This is a genomic window from Williamsia sp. MIQD14, from assembly GCF_051025635.1.
In the GTDB taxonomy this organism is placed as follows: domain Bacteria; phylum Actinomycetota; class Actinomycetes; order Mycobacteriales; family Mycobacteriaceae; genus Williamsia_A.
Genome location: NZ_JBPFDG010000003.1, coordinates 462605 through 486272, shown reverse-complemented (window position 1 = coordinate 486272; position 23668 = coordinate 462605). Strand labels below are relative to the sequence as shown.

Below are 23668 nucleotides of genomic sequence, written 5' to 3'. Positions count from 1 at the left end.
AGAGTCGAGTGATCGCGGGGCCTACAGAATCGGCGCCGGCGCGTAGGCGGCGGCGTCGGGGTACTGCTCGACGAGGCGACCGACCTCGGCGACGACCTCGGCGACCTGCGCCTCCGCGGCGCCGATGAACGCGTGCTTGTCGGCGAGGGCGGCGTCGAGCGCGGCACGGTCGAGCGGCAGACGGTCGTCGGCGGCGAGGCGATCGAGCAGGTCGGGTTCACGACCCTCCTCCCGCATCGCCAGGGCGACCGCGACCGCGTTCTCCTTGATCGCCTCGTGCGCGGTCTCGCGCCCCACCCCGGCCCGCACCGCCGCGATGAGCACCTTCGTGGTCGCGAGGAACGGCAGGTAGCGGTCGAGTTCGTTGGCGATCACGGCCGGGTACGCACCGAATTCGGCGAGCACGGTCAGGAACGTCTCCATCAATCCGTCGATGGCGAAGAACGCGTCGGGCAGCGCGACGCGGCGCACCACCGAGCAGAAGACGTCACCCTCGTTCCACTGCGCGCCGGCGAGTTCGGCGGCCATCGAGCCGTAGCCGCGCAGGATCACCGCGAGGCCGTTGACGCGTTCGCAACTGCGCGTGTTCATCTTGTGCGGCATCGCCGAACTGCCGACCTGGCCGGGCTGGAAGCCCTCGGTGACCAGTTCGTGCCCGGCCATCAACCGGATGGTGTGCGCCAGCGACGAGGGCCCGGCCGCCACCTGCACCAGCGCGGAGACGACGTCGTGATCGAGCGAGCGCGGGTACACCTGACCGACGGAGGTGAGCGAGCGCGAGAAGCCCAGGTGTGCCGCGATCGCCGACTCCAACTCGGAGAGCTTGGCGGCGTCGCCGTCGAGGAGGTCGAGCATGTCTTGCGAGGTGCCCATGGGCCCCTTGATGCCGCGCAACGGGTATCGGTCGATCAGCTCCCGCAGGCGGGTCAACGCCACGAGGAGTTCGTCTGCGGCGGAGGCGAATCGCTTCCCGAGCGTGGTCGCCTGCGCGGCGACGTTGTGGCTGCGTCCGGCCATCACGATCGAGGAGTACTCCGCGGCACGATCGGCGAGCCTCGCCGCGACCGCGACCCCGTGGGCGTGCACGTGCTCGAGCGAACGCAGGATCTGCAGCTGTTCGACGTTCTCGGTGAGATCGCGGCTCGTCATCCCCTTGTGGATGTGCTCGTGGCCGGCGAGGGCGTTGAACTCCTCGATGCGGGCCTTCACGTCGTGGCGGGTGACGCGCTCGCGGTCGGCGATCGACTGCAGATCGATCTGGTCGACCACGCGGGTGTAGTCCTCGATCACCCCGTCGGGGACGTCGACGCCCAGTTCGCGTTGCGCCGAGAGCACCGCGATCCACAACTGCCGCTCGAGCGCGATCTTGTGTTCCGGCGACCACAGCGCCACCAGGTCGGCCGATGCGTACCGACCGGCGAGAACATTCGATATACGAGGCTTGTTCGACACGGCGCTCATTGTGCCCTGATCAGGCTTTGTGCCCAACTGACGTGGATGTCGGCCCAACTGGCGCGAACAACGGCCCAACTGGCGGGAACGACGGCCCAACTGGCGGGGTTGGGGTCGGGGCTCGGGTCAGGAGTAGGCCTTGGGCAGGGGCAGGCCGCGATCGGCGAGGACCTGCCGCAGGCGGGTCGGGTAATCGGTGATGATGCCGTCGGCGCCGGCGTCGATCTGCGCGTTCATCACGTCGACGTCGTCGATGGTCCACGGCACCACGGTGAAGCCCACCGCATGCGCGCGCTCCACGAACGCCTTGTCGGCGACCAGCGCGAAACCCTTGTCCTTCGTGGTCTGGCCGTAGGGCACGGAGTAGCCCGGCGAGAGCACCTGCACGCCCAGCTTCTGTGCGCCGGCGATCACGTCACCGCCCACCGAGGCGTAGTCGACCGAGCCGGTCCACATCGAGTTCGGCTTCCAGGTCGTCTCGTCCCACAGTGCGACGAGCGGGATCGACGGGGCGGCCTGCTTCACCAGCGGCAGGGTGCGCCAGTCGAAGCTCTGGATCTCCACCTTGTCGGTCTTGTCCGCCGCCTTCACCGCGCCGAGGATCACGTCCACGTACTGCTGCGGGGTGGCCGACTCCGAGCGCTTCTCGCCCTCGATCTTGGTCTCCACGTTGTAGCGGACACCCGCCTTGTACTTGTCGGCTAGTGCGAACAGCTGTGGCAGCGTGGCGATCTTGTTGCCCTCGACCACCTTCGCATCGGGGTAGGCCGACAGTTTCTTGCCGCAGTCGAGCGTCTCGATCTGGGCGTAGGTGAGGTCGTGGACGACCTTGCCGACGTAGGGGAACTGCGGGTCGTCCGCGGTGACCGGAGCGGTGTCCGAGCACTTCGTCGGGTCGATGGTGGGGTCGTGCCAGATGATCGGCGCGAGGTCCTTGGTGAGCACGATGTCGAGTTCGAGGGTGCTGACGCCCAGCTTGATCGACTGCTCGAAGCCGTACAGCGACTCCTCGGTGTGCTCGCCGCGGCCACCGCGGTGCGCCTGCAGGTCGACGGTGCGGGCGGCAGCCGACGCCGAGGACGACGACGCCGATGCGGCGTCGGGGGAATCCGACCCGCATCCGGCCAGACCGATCGCGGAGACGGCGGCAATCGCGAGAGCGGCGGACAGGGGGCGCAGTCGGCTGCGTCGAGAGGTCATCACGGAACCTCACGCTAGGGGTGCGCGGTGGCGATCACCGACCGCGGGCGGGCGAGTTCACCGACTGTTCAACCGACGGTCCTCGGCGTGGACCGGCGCCAGGACGTCGACGACGTCGCACAACGCGACGCGGGTGACCTCCATGACGTCGTCGACGGAGTCGGCCAACGCACCCACGACGGCTCCGTCGACGACGGCCATCAACTGACTGATCCGTTCGGGACTGCCCACCCGACCGGATTTCTCGAGCACCTCGCAGTGCAGGCCGGCGAGCAGTTTGCGCCGGTCGGCGAGCACCGGCCGCAACCGCGGGAAGCGTGCGCAGAGCACGACCATCTCGTACCGGGTGGTCAGCTCGTCGCGTGTGGTGCCGTCGCCCACGAACACATCAGCCAGCGCCTCGGCCGTGGCCTCGTGTCCGCGGCGACGACGGGTGAGCATCTCCGACCGCAGCCGGATCGCCTCCTCGTCGTGATGGCAGGCGAAGGTGACGGCCTCGACGATGAGGTCCTCGAGGGACTCGAAGTAGTAGGTGGTCGACGCCAACGGCAGCCCGGCGCGTTCGGCGACGGCGCGATGGCGCACCGCGTCGAAGCCGCCCTCGAGGAGGAGTTCGGCTGCGGCGGAGATCAATCGGGCACGCCGTCGCATTCCCTTGGGCGTGGCTGCCGACGTCATCCGATCATGCTGCCAAATGTGTGGTGCACGTCACCGTGTTTTCGCCGAAACAGCCCCCCACCCCGAGCGGGGCCTTGTCAGCCCGTGTGCAGGCGCGACTCCGCGAACACCGGCGTCAGCAACTCGAGTCCGCGTTCGATCTCGGCGGTGGTGCCCGCGAAGCTCAGCCGCACCGTCCGGTGGCCCGAGAGGGTGTCGAAGTCGGCGCCGGGCGCCATCGCGACCCCGGTGTCGGCGAGCACCTGCGCACACCACGCCAACGAGTCGTCGGTGACGTCGCCGATGTCGGCGTAGACGTAGAAGGCACCGTCGGGTGGGGCGATGTCGGTGACGCCGAGCGACGCGAGACCGCCGAGGAGGACAGCCCGGTTGGCCGCGTATCTCTCGACGTGCGAGTCGCATTCGGCGATCGACTCGGGATCGAAGGCGGCGACGGCCGCGGCCTGCGACACCGCGGGTGGGCAGATGGTGAGGTTCGCGGTGAGTCGTTCGACGCCACGCTTGAAGCGCGCGGGCACCAACATCCATCCCAGGCGCCACCCGGTCATCGAGAAGTACTTCGACACCGACCCCATCACCACCGACTCCCGCGACGTGGCCCACGCACAGGAGGTGGGGCCTGCGTATTCGATGCCGTGATAGATCTCGTCGGAGATCAGCAGGGTGCCGTGCTCGTCGCACCAGGTGGCCAGCGCGGCCAGGTCGTCGGGGGTGATGACGGTGCCGGTCGGGTTGGCGGGGCTGGCCACGATGAGCCCCGCGGGGGGCGAGTCCAGCGCGTCGAGCATCTCGACGGTCGGCACGAATCCGGTCGCGGCGCCGCAGTCGAGTTCGACGACCTCGCACCCGAGGGCGGCGAGGGTGTTGCGGTAGGCCGGATAACCGGGGCGGGCCATCGCGACCCGGTCGCCGACGTCGAACGCGGCCAGGAAGATCAGCGTGAAGGCACCCGAGGAGCCGGTGGTGACGACGACGTCGCCGGGGTCGACCTCGAGTCCGTACCGCGTCCGGTAGTGCCCGGCGATCGCGGCCCGCAACGGGGCGATCCCGGTCGACTCGGTGTACCCGAGCACGTCGGCGGCCAGGGCCGAACGCACCGCGGCCAGCACCGGCGCGGGGGCGGGTGTCGAGGGTTGTCCCGCCGCCAGCGACACCACCTCGAGTCCCGAGGCGCGGCGGGCGGCGCTCGCCGCGAGGACGTCCATCACGTGGAACATCGCGATGTCGGAGCGCTGCGAACCCCCTGCTCGTGAACCCCCTGGTGCGGCCATGGCTCGACACTAACGTCGCGCGGTGCACCGGTACCCTGTGGAGTCGTTCGCCGACACGCTCGATGTCGGCTCGGGGCCGCCGGGGGTCGACCGGACGACGACGCAGAGCAGAAGGGGACGACCGGGTTCATGACCACACTCGATCGTCGCTCCGCGCTGCGCGCCGCGCTGGGGTTGTCGGCCCTGGCCGTCCCGGGGATGGGTGTCCTCGCCGCGTGCGGTGACGACGACGCGGGCCGCATGGACCCGCGTCGCGCGGCGCAACCGCAACGCGAGGACGAGGTCTCACCGGAATCGACGGTGCCGACATCGACCGCACCGAACGACCCGACGTTGGTCACGGGCAGTTTCCGATCGGTGAAGATGGGCGGTCGCGAGACCCGGTGGGTGGTGGCCCGGCCGCCAGGTGTCACCGGGCTGCTGCCGGTGGTGCTCGTGCTGCACGCGCTCAACACCGACGAACGCACCGCCTTCGACTCGAGCCTGCAGATGCACCGCTACCTCGCACAGTCGGTGGCGGCGGGTACGGCGCCGTTCGCTCTGGCCGCCCCCGACACCGGGCGCAACTACTACCACCCACGTCTCGACGGGGCCGATTCCGCGGCGATGATCATCGACGAGTTCCTGCCGATGCTCACCTCCGACACCTCGTTGGGCCTACGCACCGACCGGATCGGCCTGTACGGGTGGTCGATGGGTGGCTACGGCGCGTTGCGGATCGGCGCCATCCTCGGACCACAGCGCGTGGCCGCCATCGCCGCGAGTTCGCCTGCGCTGTGGGGTGACTCGCGCACGTTCCCGCCGCGGGCGTTCGACAGTCCGCAGGACTACCAGGCGAATTCGATGTTCGGCGCGCAGAACGCCTTCGCGAAGATCCCGCTGCTCATCGACATCGGCGCGAGCGATCAGTTCTACCTCTACACCCGACAGTGGATGGCCGGTCTGCACCCGCCTGCGGCGTTCACCACCGCGCCCGGCGGGCACAACAATCGCTTCTGGCGCAGCGTGTTACCCGATCAGCTGGCGTTCCTGGGCCGCAACCTCGCAGCCTGAGCCCTGTCCGCCGCGGTCAGCCGGGGATGGTGATGCGGCCCTCCAGCGCGGCCAACCCGATGTCGGAACGGTGATGTGCACCCGCGAGCCGCACGCCCGCGAGCCGTTCGTAGGCCTGCTCCCTGGCCTGTTCGAGGTCGGCGCCGGTGCCCACCACGCTCAGGACACGTCCGCCGCTGGAGATCACCGAACCATCCGCGCCGAACGCGGTGCCCGCGTGGAGAACTCCCTCGGCGTCACTGCCGGTGATCGGGTCGCCGGTGCGCGGCGTGGCGGGGTAGTGCTCGGCGGCGACGACCACCGTGACCGCGGCGCCGTCGCGCCACCGCAGCGGGGCGAGTGAGGCCAGGGCCCCGGTCGCGGTCGCGTGCAGCGCCTCGCCGAGCGGCGACTCGAGGAGCGCGAGGACCGCCTGTGTCTCCGGATCGCCGAAGCGGCAGTTGAACTCGACGACGGCGGGACCGTCGGGACCGATCGCGAGACCCGCATAGAGCAGACCACTGAAAGGCGTTCCGCGCGTTGCCATCTCGGCGGCCACGGGTCGGACCACCTCGTCGACGATGCGGTCCACCATGCCCTCGGGCAACCACGGCAGCGGCGTGTAGGCGCCCATGCCGCCGGTGTTGGGGCCGCGGTCACCGTCGCCGACGCGCTTGTGATCCTGCGCGGGCAACAGCGGCACCACATCGGTCCCGTCGACGAGACAGAACAGCGACACCTCGGGGCCGTCGAGGAACGACTCCAGCAGCACCGGGTGGCCGAGTTCGAGGAGGTCGGCGGCGTGGGCGCGCGCGACGTCGCGATCGGGCGAGACGACCACACCCTTGCCTGCGGCGAGGCCGTCGTCCTTCACCACCCAGGTGGGACCGAAGCGGTCGAGTGCGGCGTCGAGGTGGGCGGGGGTGTCGACGATCTCGCTGTAGGCCGTGCGGACGCCGGCGGCGGCCATGACGTCTTTCGCGAACGCCTTCGACCCCTCGATCTGCGCGGCGGCGGCCGACGGACCGAACGTCGCGACACCCGCGGTCCGCAGCGCGTCGGCGACCCCGAGGACCAGTGGTACCTCGGGTCCGATGACCACCAGATCGGCGTCGACCTCGGCGGCGAGAGCCACCACGGCCTCACTCGAGGCGACATCGACCGCATGGGTGGTGGCGAGCGCAGCGGTGCCGGCGTTGCCGGGCGCCACGTGCAGCGACGTGACCGACGGGTCGGCCGATAGTCCCACCAGAAGCGCGTGTTCGCGGCCGCCGGATCCGATCACCAGTACTCGCACGGTCGGGAACTCTACCGGCCGCCGGGTGCTGCGCGACTCACTCCGCGACGCGGGCCCGCAGACGGTCGAGTGCCACCGCACGGTGTCCGGTGCCGACGACCTCGTCGAGGATCACTACGCCCACCGGCGCGATCGCCGCGACGACCAGCGCGTAGACGACGCCGACCCCGGCCGCGGCCAGCAGCACCGACGCGACCATCACCGCGACGGCACCCGCCGTGAGCAGCACGTTGAGCACGTCGAACTCGACGAGGTAGGAGTAGGTCCCGGTCACGGCGACGAGGTAGATCCCCAGCGGGACGGTGACGCACGCGACGACGACCGCGGGCGAGACGGTCGCCTCGTGTTCGAGATACAACGCCGCGACGTGCAGTCCCGCACCGACGGCCGCGATGGCGATGAACACGACGATGTGGGAGTACCCCCACCCGAAGCACTTCTCCCGCCGGGCCTCGAGCGCGTCACCGGTCGGCACCGCGAAATAGATCCACCACATCGCGAAGGTGATGGCCACACCGGCCAGACCCAGGACGGCGGTCTGGACGTCCCATCCCTGGGTGTGGATCACCGCCTGCAGTGCCACGACGGTGCCCACGATGCCCTCGCCGAGGGTGATGATCGCGAGCAGTCCGTACCTCTCGGCGATGTGGTGCGGGTGCCACGGGGTGGCCGGTTCGGCGTTGCGGGTCTCGGCGACGAACGGCCCCGCGAGTTCGAGGACGACGAGGCCCAGGGTGGCGATCAGCGTGGGCACGAGCTCCATCTCGAGGACGATCAGCACCACCCAGCCGACCTGGGCGATCAGGATCGCCGCCGCGTAGGTGAGGCAGGTCCGCCGGTACTGCGGACTCTGCAGCGCCGCCCGGATCCACTGGAACATCATCGCGACGCGCATCACCACGTAGCCGAGGACCGCGATCCGGTTGTCGATGGTCCGCCCCTCGGCGACCGAGGTGAACACCGGCTCGATGCCGAGCGCCAGGATGAGGACTCCGCCCATCTGCAGCATGGTGATCACGCGGAACACCCAGTCGTCGGTGTCGAAGGCCGAGGCGAACCAGGTGAAGTTGATCCACGCCCAGATGCTGGCGAAGGTCGCGAACAGGAACCCGATGAGCGCGGTCGTGTAGTCACCCTCGGCGAGGTAGTGCGCCAGTTCGGTTCCGGCCAGGGAGAACGCGACGACGAACGTCAGGTCGAAGAACAGCTCGAGGTCGGTGGCGGTGCGACCCTCCTCGTCGTGGCGTCGGCCCGTCATGCGTGTGAGGCGGTGCGCCAGCGGGTTGCGTGGGGACGATTCGGCGTCGGTGGCGATCATCGGGCCCTCTTCGACTCGTCGGGTGCGGACGTCGAGATCGTACGTATCGCCCATCGGGCGCGCGCGGCCGACGAGGCCGTTAGGTTTGCGCACATGCCCGCCTACCCACCGACCGTCCCGCACGACCACGGCCTGCTCGACGTCGGCGACGGTCAGCTCGTCTATTGGGAGAGCTGCAGCAACCCCGACGGCAAGCCCGCGCTGCACGTGCACGGCGGACCGGGTTCGGGTTCCGCCCCGGGCGCCGGGCGCAGCCTCGACCCGGCGCGCTACCGGATCATCAACGTCGACCAGCGCGGCTGTGGCCGCAGTCGGCCGCACGCGAGCGACCCGACGACGTCGTTGGAGGCGAACACCACCTGGCATCTCGTGGCCGACATGGAGCGCGTCCGTACACATCTCGGCATCGAGCGGTGGTTGCTGCACGGCGGTTCCTGGGGGTCGACGCTCATCCTCGCCTACGCCCAGACCCACCCCGACCGCGTCACGCAGATCGTGATCCCGGCCGTCACCACCACGCGGCGTCGTGAGACCGCCTGGCTCTACGGCGGTGTCGGACGCTTCTTCCCCGAGGAGTGGGATCGCTTCGCCGCGAGCGCAGGGGTGGCGCCGCGCGAACCGGACTCCCCGCGTGTCGATCTCGTGGCCGTCTACGACCGTCTCGTCAACGATCCCGACGAGACGGTGCGTCTCGTCGCGACCGAGGCGTGGTGTCGCTGGGAGGACACCGTGCTCTCGCTCGAACCCACACCGAAGAAGAACCCCTTCAGAGAGCGCCCGTCGGACGATCGGATCGCTCTGGTGCGTATCTGCGCGCACTTCTTCGCGCACTACGGCTGGCTCGCCGAGGGCGCCCTGATCCGCGACGCCGGGAAGCTCGCCGGGATCCCCGGTGTGCTGGTGCACGGACGTCACGATCTGGGGAGCCCTGTCGACACCGCCCACGATCTCGCGGCCGCGTGGCCGGGATGCGTGCTGCACGTCGTCGACGACGGCGGCCACACCGGCTCCGAACAACTCGGCCGGCACCTCGTCGAGGCACTGGACCGCTTCGCCGACCACTGATCTCGGCCGTCAGGGCAGTATCGCGTCCACCGCGTTCGCCACGATCGTCATCAACGACAGTCCGCCCGTGCCGAATGCGGCGGCGGCCGCCAGTGCCACCAGCAGCTGCTCCCGCGAGGGCTCGGGGGGCTCGTGGAGACGACGGCCCAGCCGAACCGGGGCGGACCAGATCACGTCGACCGTCCCGTCCTCGCGGCGGGTCAGCTCCGCCATCACGTTGTGGGCGACCTCGATGGTCGACAGGCGGAACTCGCTGCTGACGAGGTCGTGTGCCGACAGGTCGAGGGCGATGCCGTCGACCCCGAGATCGACCCGGTAGGAGCGTTTCGTGAACCGGGCCCCGCGCGGCCGGACCGTCACGACACCCCCGCTCGACGCGACCTCGACCGCCCGCGGGTCACGCGTTCCCAGGGGCGTGCGCGGGTGGGTGACGGCGCCGCGGCGACGGATCTTTACATGACACCGCGCGTCGCCGACGTAGGTCGCCGTGACCGCACCGTCGGCCCAGCGCAGGTCGACCTCCCCGTGGCGCCCGGTGTCGAACCTCGCGTCCACCGTCAGTCGGACACCCGGGCGACGAACGCCGCCAGGTTCTGGCGGACCCGGTCGATCTTCGACTCGACGTCGAGGTCCTCGCGGTACTGCTTGCCCAGCGCCGGCGTCTTCTTCCCGCGGGCGTAGAGCGAGCAGTCGAGGTCGGTACAGATGTAGGTGCCGACGGTGTTGCCCTTGCGTCCGGCCTCACCGGCCTTGCGCGCGGTCATCAGCGACACCCCGCCCGAGGGATGGGTGGTCAGACAGATCTTGCACATCTGTGCCTTCCGCGATCCGCCGGTCTCGTACCGCAGCGCCACCCCGACCAGGCCGTCGTCGCCCTCGTCCGTCACGACGGGGGTCACCACGTACGACCGTCCGGCGTACGTGGGATCGACCCACCCCAGGAAATCGATGTCCTCCCACCGGGTCTCGGACAGATCGCGGGGTAGCACGATCCGCTTCATCTCGCCCTTCGTCGCGTTGACGAAGGACGAACGGATGTCGGAGTCGGTCACGGGTTCCACGGAGAGGCACCGTATGCGAGGTCCGACGAGGAGGGCAACGGGGTTTCGGCGCCGACGCGGGACGAGTCGGCGAACGCGGGCGCCGGGGCACCCGCGTCTGTCTGCTCGACTCGCGTTCAGACCTTCCTCAGCCCTTCGGAGCGGTGAGGTCGTAGAGCGTCACCGAGCCCACGGTCACCGACGTGTAGTGGGCGGTGACCCATTCGCTGATCGCCGTGGCCGTCCCCTCGGCGTTCATGCCACCACCCGTGCGGCCGCCGCCGATGAAGTAGTGGATCTTCCCGTCGCGCACGTACTGCTGGAACTGCGCGAGGGTGGGGGACGGGTCGCTGCCGTTGAAGCCGCCGATCGGCATGACCGGTTTCTGCGTGGCGAGCTGGTACCCCGACGCGGAGTTCGACCCGATCGCCGCGGCGACCCAGGTGTAGTCCGAGGCGTGGTTCTCCAGCAGCGCGACCATCTCCGCCGTCGGCCTCGATCCCTCGAGCAGACCCCCGCCCGGCCCGCCCATGCCCATCGCACCGAAGGCCTCGGCGCGGGTCGCGGCGCCACCGCCCTGGGTTGCCCCGCCCGGGGTCCGGCCGCCGGGTGCCTGACCGCCCGGGGCCTGACCACCGGGAGCCTGGCCGCCGGGGCCCTGACCACCCGGGGTCTGGCCACCGAAACCACCGAATCCGCCCGGACCGAAGGCCCCGCGCTGACCCGCGCGTCGTCCGCCGAAGCCACCCGGACCGAAACCGCCCTTGACCTGCGGACCAGCACTGATAATCGAGCCGCTCTTCGCGGTCGCGACGGTGTCGATCGCATATGCCGTCGGCCCGGCGAGGCCCATCACGATCGCCACCGCTGCCACCACCGCCGCGATCCGCGGGATTCCGGTGGCGAGCACGCCGAGAGCAGCGAGCACCGCCGCCACGATCACGACGACCTTCAGCCACGGCACGAAGTCCGCCGACCGGTCGAGCAGCACGAACGACATCACGCCGGTGACGACGAACGCCGCCGCGAGCACCAGCCGCACCCAGAGCCGATCGCGTTCGCGCCAGCAGAGCACTCCCCCGGCACCGATGAGTCCGGCGATCGCCGGAGCGAGCGCGACCGTGTAGTAGGCGTGGAAGATGCCCGACATGTAGCTGAACGTGACCGCCGTCGTGAGCAGCCAGATGAGCATCACCGCGACCAGGGCGCGCGTGGTGTTCGTACGGGCCGCCCGGCCCGCCAGCACCAGTGCGGCGACACCGAGGATCAGCGCGGTGGGGATCAACCAACCGATCTGACCGCCCTGCTCGGGTTGGAACATGCGGAGGAACCCGGTCTCGCCCCACATGCCGCCGCGACCGCCCGGGCCGCCTGCGCCGCCGGGGAACCCGCCACCGAACGCGCCCTGGGCGGCCTCGGAGGTGGCGCGTCGTGCGCCGCCTCCGCCGGTGGAACCGGTCTCGTTGCCGGTCAGCCGGCCGAAACCGTTGTACCCGAACGTCAACTCGAGGATCGAGTTGTGTTGCGAACCACCGATGTAGGGACGTGAGTCCTTCGGCCACAGGGTGACCGCGAGTACCCACCAGCCGGCGCTGACGAGCATCGCCGCCAAGGCAGCGAACAGGTGCCCGAGCCGTTTGATCCAGGTGTGCTGCCCGAAGGCGAGGTAGGTCAGGGCCAGCGGCGGTATCACCAGGAACACCTGGAGCTGCTTGGTGAGGAACCCGAACCCGACGAACACCCCGGTGAGGATCATCCAGCGGAGCCGGCCGTCCTCGATGCCCTTCAGCGTCGCCCACACCGCCGCGATCATCAACAGCACCAGCAGCGCGTCGGGGTTGTTGAACCGGAACATCAGTGCGGCAACGGGTGTCAGTGCGAGCGTCGCACCGGCGAGCAGTCCGGCCGTGGCGCCGACGTACTTCCTGACGATCAGGTGGAGCAGCGCGACCGAGGCGACCCCCATCAGGACCTGGGGGACGAGGATCGACCACGAGTTCAGGCCGAAGATGCGGACCGCGATACCCGGGATCCACAGCGACATGGGCGGTTTGTCGACGGTGATGGAGTTCGCGGCGTCCGACGAGCCGAAGAACCACGCCTTCCACGACGCCGATCCGGCCTGGATCGCCGCCGAGTAGAACGAGTTGGCGTAGCCGTTCGCGCTGAGGTTCGACAGGTACAGCACCGCCGTACCGACGAGCAGGACGGCGAGACCCAGCCGGTCACGTACCACCGACGTGGGGCGACGCCCCCCGTCGGTTCGGGGGGCGTCGAGGTCGGTGGGGCGGAGGAGTGTGCTCATGCGGTGGCTGCGCTCTCGAGATCGGTGGTCGGATGCGCGGAGCGGAACACCCAGCGCAGGGCGACGAAACGGGTCAGGGTGGCGACGAGGTTGGCGACAATGAGGACGAGCAGCTCGACGTGCTTGCCCGCGTCGGGGGCGAACGCGTGCAGCGCCCACAGCGAACCGCCGGTGAGGGCCCAGCCGAAGACGAACACGGCGATGCCCTGCAGGTGGTGCCGTGCGGCGCCGTCGCGGCCCTTGATGCCGAAAGTGAACGCGCGGTTGGCGGCGGTGTTGAACACCGCGGTGATGAGCAACGCGGTGAAGTTGGCCGCCTGGGCGCCGATCAGCGAGTGCAGCATGAGGTAGAGCACCGCGTAGGCGACCGTCGAGATCACGCCGATCACCGCGAAGCGGACCAGCTGTCCGACCATGCCCCGCGGAACGCCGGTCACCTGGGGATCGTCGAAGCGGTTGCGGCCCAGACTGCGTCGCAGCTCCGCCACCGGCAGCTCGCCCTGTGCCAGTGCGCGACCGACCCGCCAGCAGCCCTTGAGGTCCTCGGTCGCGGTCTTGACGATGTCGACCTTCGAGTTCGGATCGTCGATCCAGTCGACGGGCACCTCGGCGATGCGCAGACCGATGCGCTCGGCCAGCACGAGCAGTTCGGTGTCGAAGAACCAGCCGGTGTCGGCGACGTAGGGCAGCAGAGCCCGCGCGACGTCGGCCCGCATGGCCTTGAACCCGCACTGCGCGTCGGAGAACTTCGCGCCCATCGTGGTCCGGAGGATGAGGTTGTAACTGCGCGAGATGAACTCGCGCTTGGCGCCGCGGACCACCCGCGACGACCGCGACAGCCGCGACCCGATCGCGACGTCGGAGTGGCCCGACAGCAGCGGCGCCACCAACGGCATGAGGGCGTTGAGATCGGTCGACAGGTCGACGTCGCAGTAGGCGACGACACTCGCGTCGCTCTCGCTCCACACCGCGTTCAGTGCCCGTCCGCGGCCCTTGGCGTCGAGGTGGACGATCCGCACGTTGTCCATCGTCTGCGCGAGTTCGACACCCACGGCGAGGGTCGAGTCGGTGCTGGCGTTGTCGGCGATGGTGATCCGCGCCGTGTACGGCACGCGGGTCCGCAGGTGCTCGGCGAGCCGCACGACGGCTGTCTCGAGGTCGGCTTCCTCGTTGTAGACCGGCACCACGACGTCGAGTTCGGGCTGGGGGTGGGTCCGGTCGACCACGACGGTCATCACGGGGGCGCGCGTCGGCTCGGGAGACGTCGCGTCGCCCGACCGATCGATGGTGTCTGCTGTCATACCGCAGACTCTGATCGAGCCGGCTGGCTCGATTCTGCGGCCGACCTGTCAGCTTCCTGTGAGGGAGTGCCTCACTCGGCGACGTGCTCGGTCTCCCCCGCCGCCCGCAGCGCGGCGCGGATCCTCGCCGCGGCGTCGTCGAGGGCGGCCGGGTCGGGATCCTTGTCAGCCAGCGCCAGGTCGAAGGTCTCGAGCGAGTGCGCGGGGAACACGTGGATGTGCAGGTGCGGCACCTCGAGGCCGGCGATGAGAAGACCCATGCGCGGCGCGTCGAACGCGTCGCGGGTGGCCTTGCCGATGGTCTGCGACACCGCCATCAGGTGCGCGAACACGCTCGGGTCGACCTGCTCCCAGTGGTCGATCTCCTCGCGCGGCACCACCAGCACGTGCCCCGGGGTGACGGGGTTGATGGTGAGGAAGGCGACGGCCGTGTCGTCCTTCCACACGAAGCGTCCGGGGATGTCGCCGTCGATGATCATGCTGAACACGGTTGCCATGGCCCGATCGTAGGCCTGGGTGGTCCGGTGCCGAGGGGCCTACTCCGCGCGCGGGATCCGGACGGTGAAGGTGGCGCCGCCACCGGGGGTGTCGTCGGCGCCGACGGTGCCGCCGTGGGCGTCGACCAGCGCGGCCACGATCGACAACCCGAGTCCACTGCCCCCGACACCGGCATTGCGGTGTCGGGACGAGTCGCCGCGGTAGAACCGTTCGAAGACGCGGGCGCGGTCGGCCGGGGCCAGGCCGGGTCCGGTGTCGACGACGGCGACGATCGCGTCGCGGTCGTCGGTGCCGATCTGCACGGTGATCGTCGCGTCGTCGGGCGTGTGTCGGATCGCGTTGGTGAGGAGGTTGCTCAGCACCTGCGACAACCGCGCCGCGTCGCCCATCACCGCGGGGATGCCGGGCCCGTCGAGCACCTGGAGCGCGATCTCGCGCTCGGGCGCCATCGCGCGGGCACTGTGCACCGAGTCCGACGCCAGCGACAACAGGTCGACCTGCGCGCGTTCGAGGGGGCGCTGCGCGTCGAGCCGCGCGAGCATCAACAGCTCCTCCACGAGCAGCCCCATCCGCCCGGCCTCGGTCTCGATCCGCGACATCAACTGCCCGGTGTCGGTCATCGCGCCCTGACGGTAGAGCTCGGAGAAACCGCGAATGGAGGTGAGCGGGGTGCGCAGTTCGTGGCTCGCGTCGGCGATGAAGCGCCGCATCTTGTCCTCGGAGCCGCGGGCCTGCTCCTCCGAGGCGGCGGTGGCGGCGAAGGCGTTCTGGATCTGATGGAGCATCACGTTCAGCGATGTCGCGAGCCTGCCGACCTCGGTGTTCGGCGGCGACGTCGGGACGCGCTGGTCGAGGTCGCCGCCGGCGATCTTCTCCGCGGTCTCCTCGACCCGCCGCAGGGGTCGCAGACTGGTGCGCACCAGCAGGTAGCCGAGGCCACCGACGACGACCACCACACCGAGCCCGACGCCGAGTTGCAGCCAGATCAACCGGGTGACGGTGTCGTCGACGTCGGTCAGCTTGATCGCGACGACCGAGGTGGTGGCGACCCCCGAGGGGTTGGTCGCGGTCACCTTCACCACGCGCCATCGGGCGTCGGACCCGGTCGCGCTGTCGACGGTGACCGGGTCGGTCGAGAAACGCGACAGGTCCGACAGGTCGGGGGTGCCGCCGACGTCGTTGATGGTGAACGTGCCGCCGTCGGAACGGATCAGCATCACGTAGTACGGCGACGGTGGGCGGCGTTCGGTGGTCGGGCTGCCGCTCTGCCCGCCCTGGCTGAACGGCCCGCGGTCGTCGCCGTCCCGCGGGCGGGCCCACCCCTCGGCGGCACCGCGCAGGCCGTTGTCGGTGCGGTCGATCAGGCGGTTCTCCAGCGCCGAGGTCACCGACACCCCCGACACCACGAGGCCGAGCGCGACGAGCACCAGCATGAGGCCGACCAGGGAGACCCGCAGCGGGACTCCACGTTTGCGACGTGGGATCGTCTCGGGCGCGGCCGGGGCGGTCATCGGGGTTCGCGCATCACGTACCCGACGCCGCGCAGGGTGTGGATGAGGCGTTTGTCGCCGGTGTCGACCTTGCGCCGCAGATAGGAGACGTAGGACTCGACGACGTTGACCTCGCCGCCGAAGTCGTAGTTCCAGACGTGGTCGAGGATGCGCGGTTTCGACAGGACCGTGCCGGCGTTGATCATGAAGTAGCGCAGCAGCGTGAACTCGGTGGGTGACAGCGACACCAGTTCGCCGTCCTTCCACACCTCGTGGGTGTCGTCGTCGAGTTCGATGTCGGCGAACGAGATCCGGGTCGGTTCGGCGGGCTTCTCGCCGAAGCCGTTGCGTCGCAGGATCACCCGCAGTCGGGCGACGACCTCCTCGAGACTGAAGGGTTTGGTGACGTAGTCGTCACCGCCGATGGTGAGACCGTTGATCTTGTCCTCCATCGAATCCCGCGCGGTGAGGAACAGTGCGGGCGCCTCGATCCCGTCGGCGCGCAGGCGGCGCAGCAGGCCGAAGCCGTCCATGCCGGGCATCATGACGTCGAGCACCAGGGCGTCGGGCCGGAAGGTGCGCGCCTTGTCGAGGGCGGCGGGACCGTTGGCGGCCGTCGCGACGTCGAAGTTCTGGAACTTCAGGGACACCGACAGGAGTTCGAGGATGTTCGGTTCGTCGTCGACGACGAGCACGCGGGCACCGGGATCAGTCATGGTGCCCACCTTCCGTGTGTGCGCTGACATGGGGCTGGCAGAACCCTGGCAGGTTCCTGTGAGCCCATCCCACCCTCTCACGACCGGGGTCTGCGCAGGTCACAACGGTGCGTCCGGTCAGAACAGGGTCGGTTCGCCGAACCCCGACACCTTCTCCGCGGCGAGGATACGACTCTTCGTCGCCGCACCACCGGGCGCGGAGAACCCACCGACCTCGGTCCCGGCGCCGACGACCCGGTGGCACGGGATGACCACCGGGATCGGGTTGCGGCCCAGCGCGCGGCCGACCGCCTGCGCGGCGCCGGGTTGCCCGAGTCGGGACGCGACCGCACCGTAGGTGAGCACCCGGCCGCGGGGGATGTCGCGGGTGATCGCGTAGACGCGGCGGTCGAAGTCGGGGAGGTCCGCGATGTCGACGGGGACGGCCGACAGGTCGACGTCGCTGCCGGCCATCAGCCCGCGGATCAGGTCGATCGTCCCGGCCACGGGTGCGGGGGCACCGGGCTCGGCGTCGAACGATGCGAGGTATCGCTCCATGTCGGCGCGGTCGTCCTCCGGCAGCGCCACGGCGACGATGACGTCGGGGGCGGTCCAACACACGCCGCACACACCGAGTGCGGTGTCGAACAGCGCGTATCGCCGTGCCGTGGTCATCCGACGACCTTCATGAAGGGCGCCGGATACCCGGGTTTGGGACGTGTGTCGCCGAGCCAGGCGGCGAGGTCGTCGGCGCGGGCCGCGAGCTGGGTCATCGCCGTGCGAGGCAGCTTCTCCAGCGGGTGCAGTCCGATGCTGCCGTCGGGTCGTTGGAACCAGCCGCCGACGATGCGGCCGTCCCACCAGATCGTCTGTCCCCCGTTGCCGTTACGGTCGAACACGTGCCCCGCGTGGTCGCCGAGGTACCACCCGCGTTCCTTCCACCCCATCGTCGCCGGATCGAGTTCGGGAAGCAGGAAACCCTGCGGTGCAACGGGTTCGACATCGTCGACGTCGTCGGGGAGCACGTACCCGACGCCTCCCCCGTCTGCGCCGGTCGAGTCGAGGTCGACCTCGACGGCGGCGAGGTCGGCGAGCGCCGTCCGCACCGACGCCTTCGTCGACCCGAGCCACCACACGATGTCGGTCTCGGTACCGGGCCCGAAGGTGCGCAGCCACCGCGCCACCATGGCACGATGGCCGTCGGCGACCGAGCGCTGTGGGAGGGGCTCCCCGAGCCACCGCAGCATCGACGACCACTGCGGACGGGACAGATGCCACCCGGCGGCGTTGGGTCCGCGCACGATGTCGCCGGCGGCACTCATCATGTTCAGCACCCGCGGTCCCATAGGAGCCGTGCCGCCCCACGGACGGTCGGGGGCGATCTGCACGACGCCGTCGAGTTCGGGCAGACGACTGCGCAGTTCGGTCGACGACGCCACCCAGCCGTCGGCGAGGGCACCGACCACCGCGGCCCGCGCGGTGTCGATCCACGCCTCAGGATCGTCGAAATCGCTGCTACGCCGCAGGTCTCGCAGCATGTTCGTCCGCTCGGACGCGGCGACGCGCGGACCCACCGCGCCGACGGCGTCGGCGAGGCAGGACCGATCGAGGACGAACATCGTCCGCCGCATCGCGAGCTGTTTGATCAGCGACCGCTCGTCGTAGAGCGCGGTGTCGAGCTGCTCGCGCCGGAACCCGGGAACCCGCGCCCACAGCGACAGATACATCGTGGGCGGGCAGGTGGCGTGCAGACCGACGATCGCCGAGACCGCTTCGGTCACCGACATCGACTGCGGGACATCGGCGGTGAGCAGGTGGCGCCGCTGCAATCGGGCGCGCCGTTGCGCGTCGTCGACGTGGGGCCGGGCACTCATCGGACGGGAGGGGCGAGGCGTCAGGGGGCGGCGACGACCGCGATGGCCTCGATCTCGACGAGCTGTTCGTCGTGGGCGAGGACGGTGACACCGAGAAGCGAGGCGGCGGGCCGGTGGTCACCGAACGCCGCGACGACCGCGTCCCACGCGACCGACAGGTCGGCCTGGAGTCCCTCGGCCACGAAGACGGTCACCTTGGCGACATCGGCGAGCGACGCGCCCGCCTCGGACAGCACGGTCGCGAGGTTGTCCATGCATGCGCGGGCCTGGGCCTGCACGTCGCCGGGGGCGATGGTGGCGCCCGCGGCATCGAGCGGCGCGATGCCCGCGGTGAAGACGGTCGAGCCGGGCGCGGCGATCGCGCTGTAGGAGAACCCACCATCGTGGAGCGACTGCGAACCGTTCACACGTATCTGCGACATGCGCGTCATCCTACGACTGCGCTCGGCCTGCGGGGAGCGCGCGTAGGGTCGGCGAATCGCCTGTAGCCGTCGGGGTGTGTCGACTCGCGACCCCACCCACCGACGTCAGGATCGATGATGGCCGGATCCAGTGAACAGCCCAGCCCGAAACGGCGCCGCGAGAACGAGCGGCGCGAGATCGGCACCAACGACGGGCCCCTCGAGAGTGAACTCGAGGACAGTTTCGTCACCGTGGTGACCGAGGGGGCCGAACGCCTCCACCGCACCGTTCGCACGGTGTTGATCACCGGATTCTTCGGTGGGATCGAGGTGTCGCTGGGCATCATGGCGATGCTCGCGGTGCTCCACGAGACGGGCGATCATCTGCTGGCGGGGCTGGCCTTCGCGATCGGACTGATCGCGATCTTCCTCGCCCACAGCGAACTGTTCACCGAGGACTTCCTCATGCCGGTCGCCGCGGTCGTCACCCGCAACGGGTCGGTACTGCAGCTGATCCGGCTGTGGGTGGGCACGCTGGTGGCGAACCTGGCCGGCGGCTGGGTGATGATGTGGATCGTGACCCGGGCGTTCCCGGAATGGAACACCGTCCTCGCCGAGTCGGCCCACCATTTCGTCGACGCACCGTTGTCGCTGCAGTCGATCTGCCTGGCGGTGCTCGGCGGGGCAACGATGACGCTGTTGACCCGGATGCAGCAGGGCACCACCTCCGACGTCGCGAAGATCGTCGCGGCCGTCGGGGCGGCATTCCTGCTCGCCGGCCTCCAGCTGTTCCACTCGGTTCTCGACTCGCTCATCATCTTCGGTGCCATCACGACCGGCGGCGGGGTCGACTACCTCGATTGGCTGAGTTGGTTCTGGTACACCACGGCGTTCAACGTCCTCGGCGGGATCGTCCTCGTCACGACACTGCGGTTGCTCCGCACCAAAGAGTTGGTCCTCGAGGAGCGCGACGACCGGTCACCGGCAGGCACCTGACCGCCACCGGTTGTCACGCCGAAACCCCGGCGGGACAGGAAGTCCCACCGGGGTTTGCGGCGATGTTCGAGAGGACGCGGTCAGCGCAGCGCGCGACGGGCGCGCATCGCTCCACTGACGGTCAGGGCCACGACGGCACCGACCACGGCCGAACCCAGCAGCGCCACACCGACACCGAGGTCGAAGTCCCACGCGACGAACGAGATGGTGGTGTGCACCGTGTTCTGCAGGACGAAGACGACGAGCGCGGCGACGAGGACGGTCGCGATGGCGAGCAACGTCTTCGAGGCGGCGCCGAACCCGCGGTGGGCGGGACGCTCGGTGGTGGTGGACGGGGTACGGGCGGTGGTGGCGGTCATGGCGTTACCTTCTCTCGGTGGGAAAAGTATGGGAGGTCAGGGCGGTTCGCGATGTGCGAGCACGCCCCGGCCCGGTGGGTCGCTGCCGATCCGGCGGCGACCCACCGTCGGGATGTCGTGCACTGGCTGATGGATCACGAACAGATCAGGACAGCTTGTCCTTGATGTTCTCGCCGACCTTCTTCACGCCGGCCGAACCCTGATCCTTCTTGCCCTCGGCCTCGAGGTCCTTGTTGTCGGTGACGTCACCGACAACCTCCTTGGCCTTGCCGATCGCATCTTCGGCGGCGTTCTTGGCCTTGTCGACGATTCCCATGGTGACTCCTCTTCTCGGTGCCGCAACGGGTTGCTGCGGTTACAACAGATGAGTCGGGCGGGCCCCGGGGTTTGCACTCACATGATCGTGTGACGGTCGACACACGCGGATCGTCAGGTCAGCGGTGTATCGGACCGTTCAGCTCGGCCAGCGGGAGGCCGGTCGCCCCAGTGCGGGCGGCGACGATCGCCGCCGCGATGGACACGGCGGTCTCGTGCGGGGTGTGCGCCCCGAGGTCGAGACCGACGGGACCGTGCAGACGCCGCAGAGCGCGGGCAGGCACGCCGGCCGCCACGAGACGGGCCAGGCGGTCGGTATGGGTCCGGCGCGAACCGAGCGCGCCCACGAAGGCGAGGTGGTCGAGGGTGAGCGCGGCGGCGATGGCCGGGACGTCGAAGGTGTCGTCGTGGGTCATCACACACACCACGGTCCGGCGGTCGAGTCGCCCGGCCGCGAACTCGGCGCGCAGGTACCGGTCGGGGCGGTCGACGACCACCTCATGTGCGGCTGGGAACCGATGGGCCACGGCGAAGGTGGCCCGGGCGTCGACCACCGTCACGGCATATCCCAGCAATGCCGCCACCTCGGCCAACGCCCGGACGAAGTCGTTGGCGCCGACAAGCACCATGCGCGGCCGCGCGGCGAACGTGTGCACGAAGACCGGCGCGCGGTCGCCGGCGATCTCCCCGCCCACGACACCCGACGACCCCGCGGTGATCATCGCCCGGGCGTCGGCGTCGAACCGGTCCCACGGTGTGTCGGTCGCGCCGGCCATCGCGAGGACCGTGCGCCGGGTGTCGTCGCCGAGGGTGGTCAGCAGCGCACACGGCTCGCCCGCCGCGAGTCGACGTGCGAGATCGTGGAGGACCGAGACGTCGAGGACCCGCTCGACGAGCACCTCGATCGCGCCGCCACAGGTGAGTCGGGCCTCGAGACCGAGTGGGTCCGTCCCGTGGGGGTCGTCTGCACCGGTCGGGCCGTACCGTGCGACGACCGCGACTCCGGTGGCGAGGACGTCGCGCGCGGTGGCCAGCACCGCGGCCTCCACGCAGCCGCTGGAGACCGATCCGATGACGGTGTCGTCGGAGGCGAGCGCCATCGTCGCACCGACCGGACGGGGTGAGGATCCGTGCGCGGCGATGATGCGCGCCACCGCGATCGGACCCCGCGCCGTGGCGGCACGCAGTTCGTCGAGGACCTCGCGCATCGCCTCATCGTCGTCGCCCCGACACCGCGCGGCAACCGGTGCGTGCACGTCGTGTCCGGGGCCTTCGACGCACCGGGATTCCGGGAGTGTTCACATCGCCGCGCGTGGGTAGTCTGCGGTGGCGATCAGCGGTGGGTGGAGCCCCCTGTCGGGATTGAACCGACGACCTTTCGCTTACAAGGCGAGTGCTCTACCACTGAGCTAAGGAGGCGAATCGAACGTGGCCGAGTATATCCGCAGGATGCTGCGCCCCCTGGCCGGCTCCCGCCGCGCCACGATCGACACGATCGAGCCGCTCACCTCGCCGCTGTCCCCGCGTCAGCCCGTCGACCTGACCGACGACGCCGCGGTCACCGAGGTCCTCGACCTGGCGATCAAGGTCGGTTCGGTGCTGCTCGACTCCGGCACCGGCGCCATCGACACCCAGACCCAGATCCGTTTCGTGGCCGGGATGTTCGGCGTCGAGCGGGCCGATGTCGACGTCACCTACAACACGATCATGGTCAGCGCGCGCCGCGGCTCGTCGATGCCACCGGTCACCGCGATGCGCACCGTGCACTACCGCTCGCTCGACTTCACGCGCCTCGCGCAGGTCGACCGCCTGATCCGCAAGATCCGCAACCTCGCGGTGACGCCGGGCGAGGCCCACGAGGTGATCGACGACATCATCTCCTCGCCGCACCCCTATGCGCGTTGGATCGCGACCCTGGCGTGGTCGACGATGGCCGCTGCCCTGTCGGTCACCCTCGGCGGCGGGTTGCTGGTCGCCGTGGTCGCGTTCGGGACGACCGCGTTCATCGACCGCATGAACCGTTTCCTCAACCGGTGGGGCACACCGCAGTTCTTCCAGCAGGTGGCGGGCGGGTTCATCGCGGTGATCCCCGCGGCACTGGTGTTCCGCTTCCAGGAGGCGCTGGGGGTCGCGATCTCCCCGTCGCTGGTCATCGCGGCGGGCGTGATCGTGCTGTTGTCGGGGTTGTCGTTGGTCGGTTCGGTGCAGGACGCCATCACCGGCGCCCCCATCACCGGGGTCGCGCGGTTCTTCGAGCTGCTGATCCTCACCGGCGGCATCATCTCGGGGGTCAGCGTCGCGTTGCGCCTGCTCGAGGGCACCGGCACCTATCTGCCCACCATCACCAGCACCACGACCCTCGGACTCACCGACGCACCCGCACAGATCATCGGCGGCGGTGTCGCGGCGGCCGCGTTCGCCCTGGGCAGCTACGCGGAGACGCGGGCGCTCACCGTCGCGTTCGCCGGCGGTCTCATCGGGGCGATGGTGTCGGCCGCGGCCGCGCTCATCGACATCGGCGCCGTGATCGCCGGCGGACTGGCCGCGGTCACCGTCGGTTTCGTCGGTGGTCTCCTCGCCCGCCGCGCGCTGACGCCGCCGCTGGTCGTCGCGGTCGCGGGCATCACGCCGCTGCTGCCCGGTCTCGCGGTCTACCGCGGGCTGTACGGATTCCTCAACGAACAGACCCTCGACGGCTTCACCGCCCTCGCCTCGGCGTTGGGCATCGGGGCCGCGTTGGCCGCCGGCGTCACCCTCGGCGAGTTCCTCGCCCGTACGCTGCGCCGACCCCGCATCCCGACCCGCCCCACGCGGGCCCTGCTCACCGCACGCTCGGCACTACGCCCCAAGCGGTTCACCCGCGACGCCGACGATCCGCCGCCCCCGCCCGACGACATCGCCGTCACCGAACCGATGCGTGCGCTGCGGGCCGACTCGGGGTCGTTCACGCGGATCACCGCCGAGGACCTCGCCGCCCGGGCCGACCGATGAGCCCCCCGGTCGAACACACACCGCGGGGTCGGGTCGATCGACGGACCAAAGGGCGAGGTCAGGACCGATGATGACGCGGGGTAAACTGAT

General features: G+C 70.0%; 23 protein-coding genes and 1 tRNA gene. 4 read left to right on the top strand and 20 right to left on the bottom strand.

Features of this window, described 5'->3' with window-relative positions; translation table 11 throughout:
- Positions 1 to 21 precede the first annotated feature (21 nt).
- The 4 genes from purB to ACQ7HM_RS13810 form a co-directional block, all read right to left on the bottom strand.
- Complete coding sequence (purB, locus tag ACQ7HM_RS13825; protein ID WP_434216805.1) at positions 22 to 1452, bottom strand: adenylosuccinate lyase; 1431 nt, start codon at positions 1450 to 1452, stop codon at positions 22 to 24.
- 126 nt (positions 1453 to 1578) lie between these two features.
- Positions 1579 to 2631, bottom strand: a complete 1053-nt coding sequence (locus tag ACQ7HM_RS13820; RefSeq protein ID WP_434216963.1) for a glycerophosphodiester phosphodiesterase family protein — start codon at positions 2629 to 2631, stop codon at positions 1579 to 1581.
- Between the two features lie 78 nt (positions 2632 to 2709).
- Positions 2710 to 3330 (bottom strand): TetR/AcrR family transcriptional regulator, encoded by a 621-nt coding sequence (locus ACQ7HM_RS13815; RefSeq protein WP_434216804.1) that lies wholly within the window; start codon positions 3328 to 3330, stop codon positions 2710 to 2712.
- A gap of 77 nt (positions 3331 to 3407) precedes the next feature.
- Positions 3408 to 4601: an aminotransferase class I/II-fold pyridoxal phosphate-dependent enzyme gene (locus tag ACQ7HM_RS13810; RefSeq protein ID WP_434216803.1), complete on the bottom strand. Its 1194-nt coding sequence runs from the start codon at positions 4599 to 4601 to the stop codon at positions 3408 to 3410.
- Positions 4602 to 4730: 129 nt separating this feature from the next.
- On the opposite strand from ACQ7HM_RS13810, the gene ACQ7HM_RS13805 reads away from it, so the two are divergent.
- On the top strand, positions 4731 to 5654 hold the full coding sequence (locus ACQ7HM_RS13805) for an alpha/beta hydrolase (protein ID WP_434216802.1): 924 nt from the start codon (positions 4731 to 4733) through the stop codon (positions 5652 to 5654).
- A 16-nt stretch (positions 5655 to 5670) separates the two neighbouring features.
- On the opposite strand, the gene purD is transcribed toward ACQ7HM_RS13805, so the two are convergent.
- Together purD and ACQ7HM_RS13795 are read right to left on the bottom strand one after the other, a co-directional pair.
- A complete protein-coding gene (purD, locus tag ACQ7HM_RS13800; RefSeq protein ID WP_434216801.1) occupies positions 5671 to 6930 on the bottom strand; it encodes a phosphoribosylamine--glycine ligase in 1260 nt (419 codons plus the stop codon).
- 37 nt (positions 6931 to 6967) lie between these two features.
- Entirely contained in the window at positions 6968 to 8248 is a 1281-nt protein-coding gene (locus ACQ7HM_RS13795) for a low temperature requirement protein A (protein ID WP_434216800.1), read from the bottom strand.
- A gap of 93 nt (positions 8249 to 8341) precedes the next feature.
- Between ACQ7HM_RS13795 and pip the strand changes: the two genes are divergently transcribed.
- Complete coding sequence (gene pip / locus ACQ7HM_RS13790; protein WP_434216799.1) at positions 8342 to 9313, top strand: prolyl aminopeptidase; 972 nt, start codon at positions 8342 to 8344, stop codon at positions 9311 to 9313.
- Positions 9314 to 9322: 9 nt separating this feature from the next.
- Here pip and ACQ7HM_RS13785 read toward each other — a convergent pair whose 3' ends face one another.
- The 10 genes from ACQ7HM_RS13785 to ACQ7HM_RS13740 all read right to left on the bottom strand — a co-directional run bounded on the left by ACQ7HM_RS13785 (position 9323) and on the right by ACQ7HM_RS13740 (position 18938).
- Positions 9323 to 9868 carry a hypothetical protein gene (locus tag ACQ7HM_RS13785; RefSeq protein ID WP_434216798.1) on the bottom strand — a complete coding sequence of 182 codons (546 nt, stop codon included), beginning with the start codon at positions 9866 to 9868 and terminating at the stop codon, positions 9323 to 9325.
- 2 nt (positions 9869 to 9870) lie between these two features.
- Positions 9871 to 10374, bottom strand: coding sequence for an FBP domain-containing protein (locus ACQ7HM_RS13780; protein ID WP_434216797.1), 504 nt, complete (start codon positions 10372 to 10374; stop codon positions 9871 to 9873).
- 127 nt (positions 10375 to 10501) lie between these two features.
- Positions 10502 to 12658, bottom strand: coding sequence for an ArnT family glycosyltransferase (locus ACQ7HM_RS13775; protein WP_434216796.1), 2157 nt, complete (start codon positions 12656 to 12658; stop codon positions 10502 to 10504).
- On the bottom strand, positions 12655 to 13959 hold the full coding sequence (locus ACQ7HM_RS13770; protein WP_434216795.1) for a glycosyltransferase: 1305 nt from the start codon (positions 13957 to 13959) through the stop codon (positions 12655 to 12657). Before ACQ7HM_RS13770 ends, ACQ7HM_RS13775 begins: the two co-directional genes overlap by 4 nt.
- A 71-nt stretch (positions 13960 to 14030) precedes the next feature.
- Entirely contained in the window at positions 14031 to 14456 is a 426-nt protein-coding gene (locus ACQ7HM_RS13765; protein ID WP_434216794.1) for an HIT family protein, read from the bottom strand.
- A 39-nt stretch (positions 14457 to 14495) separates the two neighbouring features.
- Positions 14496 to 15968 carry a sensor histidine kinase gene (locus ACQ7HM_RS13760; protein ID WP_434216793.1) on the bottom strand — a complete coding sequence of 491 codons (1473 nt, stop codon included), beginning with the start codon at positions 15966 to 15968 and terminating at the stop codon, positions 14496 to 14498.
- A complete protein-coding gene (locus tag ACQ7HM_RS13755; protein ID WP_045821838.1) occupies positions 15965 to 16663 on the bottom strand; it encodes a response regulator transcription factor in 699 nt (232 codons plus the stop codon). Before ACQ7HM_RS13755 ends, ACQ7HM_RS13760 begins: the two co-directional genes overlap by 4 nt.
- 117 nt (positions 16664 to 16780) lie before the next feature.
- Positions 16781 to 17317 carry a methylated-DNA--[protein]-cysteine S-methyltransferase gene (locus ACQ7HM_RS13750; protein WP_434216792.1) on the bottom strand — a complete coding sequence of 179 codons (537 nt, stop codon included), beginning with the start codon at positions 17315 to 17317 and terminating at the stop codon, positions 16781 to 16783.
- Positions 17314 to 18516, bottom strand: coding sequence for a winged helix DNA-binding domain-containing protein (locus ACQ7HM_RS13745; RefSeq protein WP_434216791.1), 1203 nt, complete (start codon positions 18514 to 18516; stop codon positions 17314 to 17316). The genes ACQ7HM_RS13750 and ACQ7HM_RS13745 overlap by 4 nt, the downstream gene beginning before the upstream one ends.
- A 20-nt stretch (positions 18517 to 18536) precedes the next feature.
- Complete coding sequence (locus tag ACQ7HM_RS13740; protein WP_434216790.1) at positions 18537 to 18938, bottom strand: RidA family protein; 402 nt, start codon at positions 18936 to 18938, stop codon at positions 18537 to 18539.
- 117 nt (positions 18939 to 19055) lie between these two features.
- On the opposite strand from ACQ7HM_RS13740, the gene ACQ7HM_RS13735 reads away from it, so the two are divergent.
- On the top strand, positions 19056 to 19913 hold the full coding sequence (locus tag ACQ7HM_RS13735; RefSeq protein WP_434216789.1) for a formate/nitrite transporter family protein: 858 nt from the start codon (positions 19056 to 19058) through the stop codon (positions 19911 to 19913).
- Between the two features lie 80 nt (positions 19914 to 19993).
- On the opposite strand, the gene ACQ7HM_RS13730 is transcribed toward ACQ7HM_RS13735, so the two are convergent.
- The 4 genes from ACQ7HM_RS13730 to ACQ7HM_RS13715 form a co-directional block, all read right to left on the bottom strand.
- Entirely contained in the window at positions 19994 to 20272 is a 279-nt protein-coding gene (locus ACQ7HM_RS13730) for a LapA family protein (RefSeq protein ID WP_434216788.1), read from the bottom strand.
- 145 nt (positions 20273 to 20417) lie between these two features.
- On the bottom strand, positions 20418 to 20588 hold the full coding sequence (locus tag ACQ7HM_RS13725) for a CsbD family protein (protein ID WP_045821745.1): 171 nt from the start codon (positions 20586 to 20588) through the stop codon (positions 20418 to 20420).
- Between the two features lie 118 nt (positions 20589 to 20706).
- Positions 20707 to 21795, bottom strand: coding sequence for an XdhC family protein (locus ACQ7HM_RS13720; protein WP_434216962.1), 1089 nt, complete (start codon positions 21793 to 21795; stop codon positions 20707 to 20709).
- Positions 21796 to 21931: 136 nt separating this feature from the next.
- A tRNA-Thr gene (locus tag ACQ7HM_RS13715) sits at positions 21932 to 22006 on the bottom strand.
- A gap of 9 nt (positions 22007 to 22015) precedes the next feature.
- On the opposite strand from ACQ7HM_RS13715, the gene ACQ7HM_RS13710 reads away from it, so the two are divergent.
- Positions 22016 to 23578, top strand: a complete 1563-nt coding sequence (locus ACQ7HM_RS13710; protein ID WP_434216787.1) for a threonine/serine ThrE exporter family protein — start codon at positions 22016 to 22018, stop codon at positions 23576 to 23578.
- Positions 23579 to 23668 lie beyond the last annotated feature (90 nt).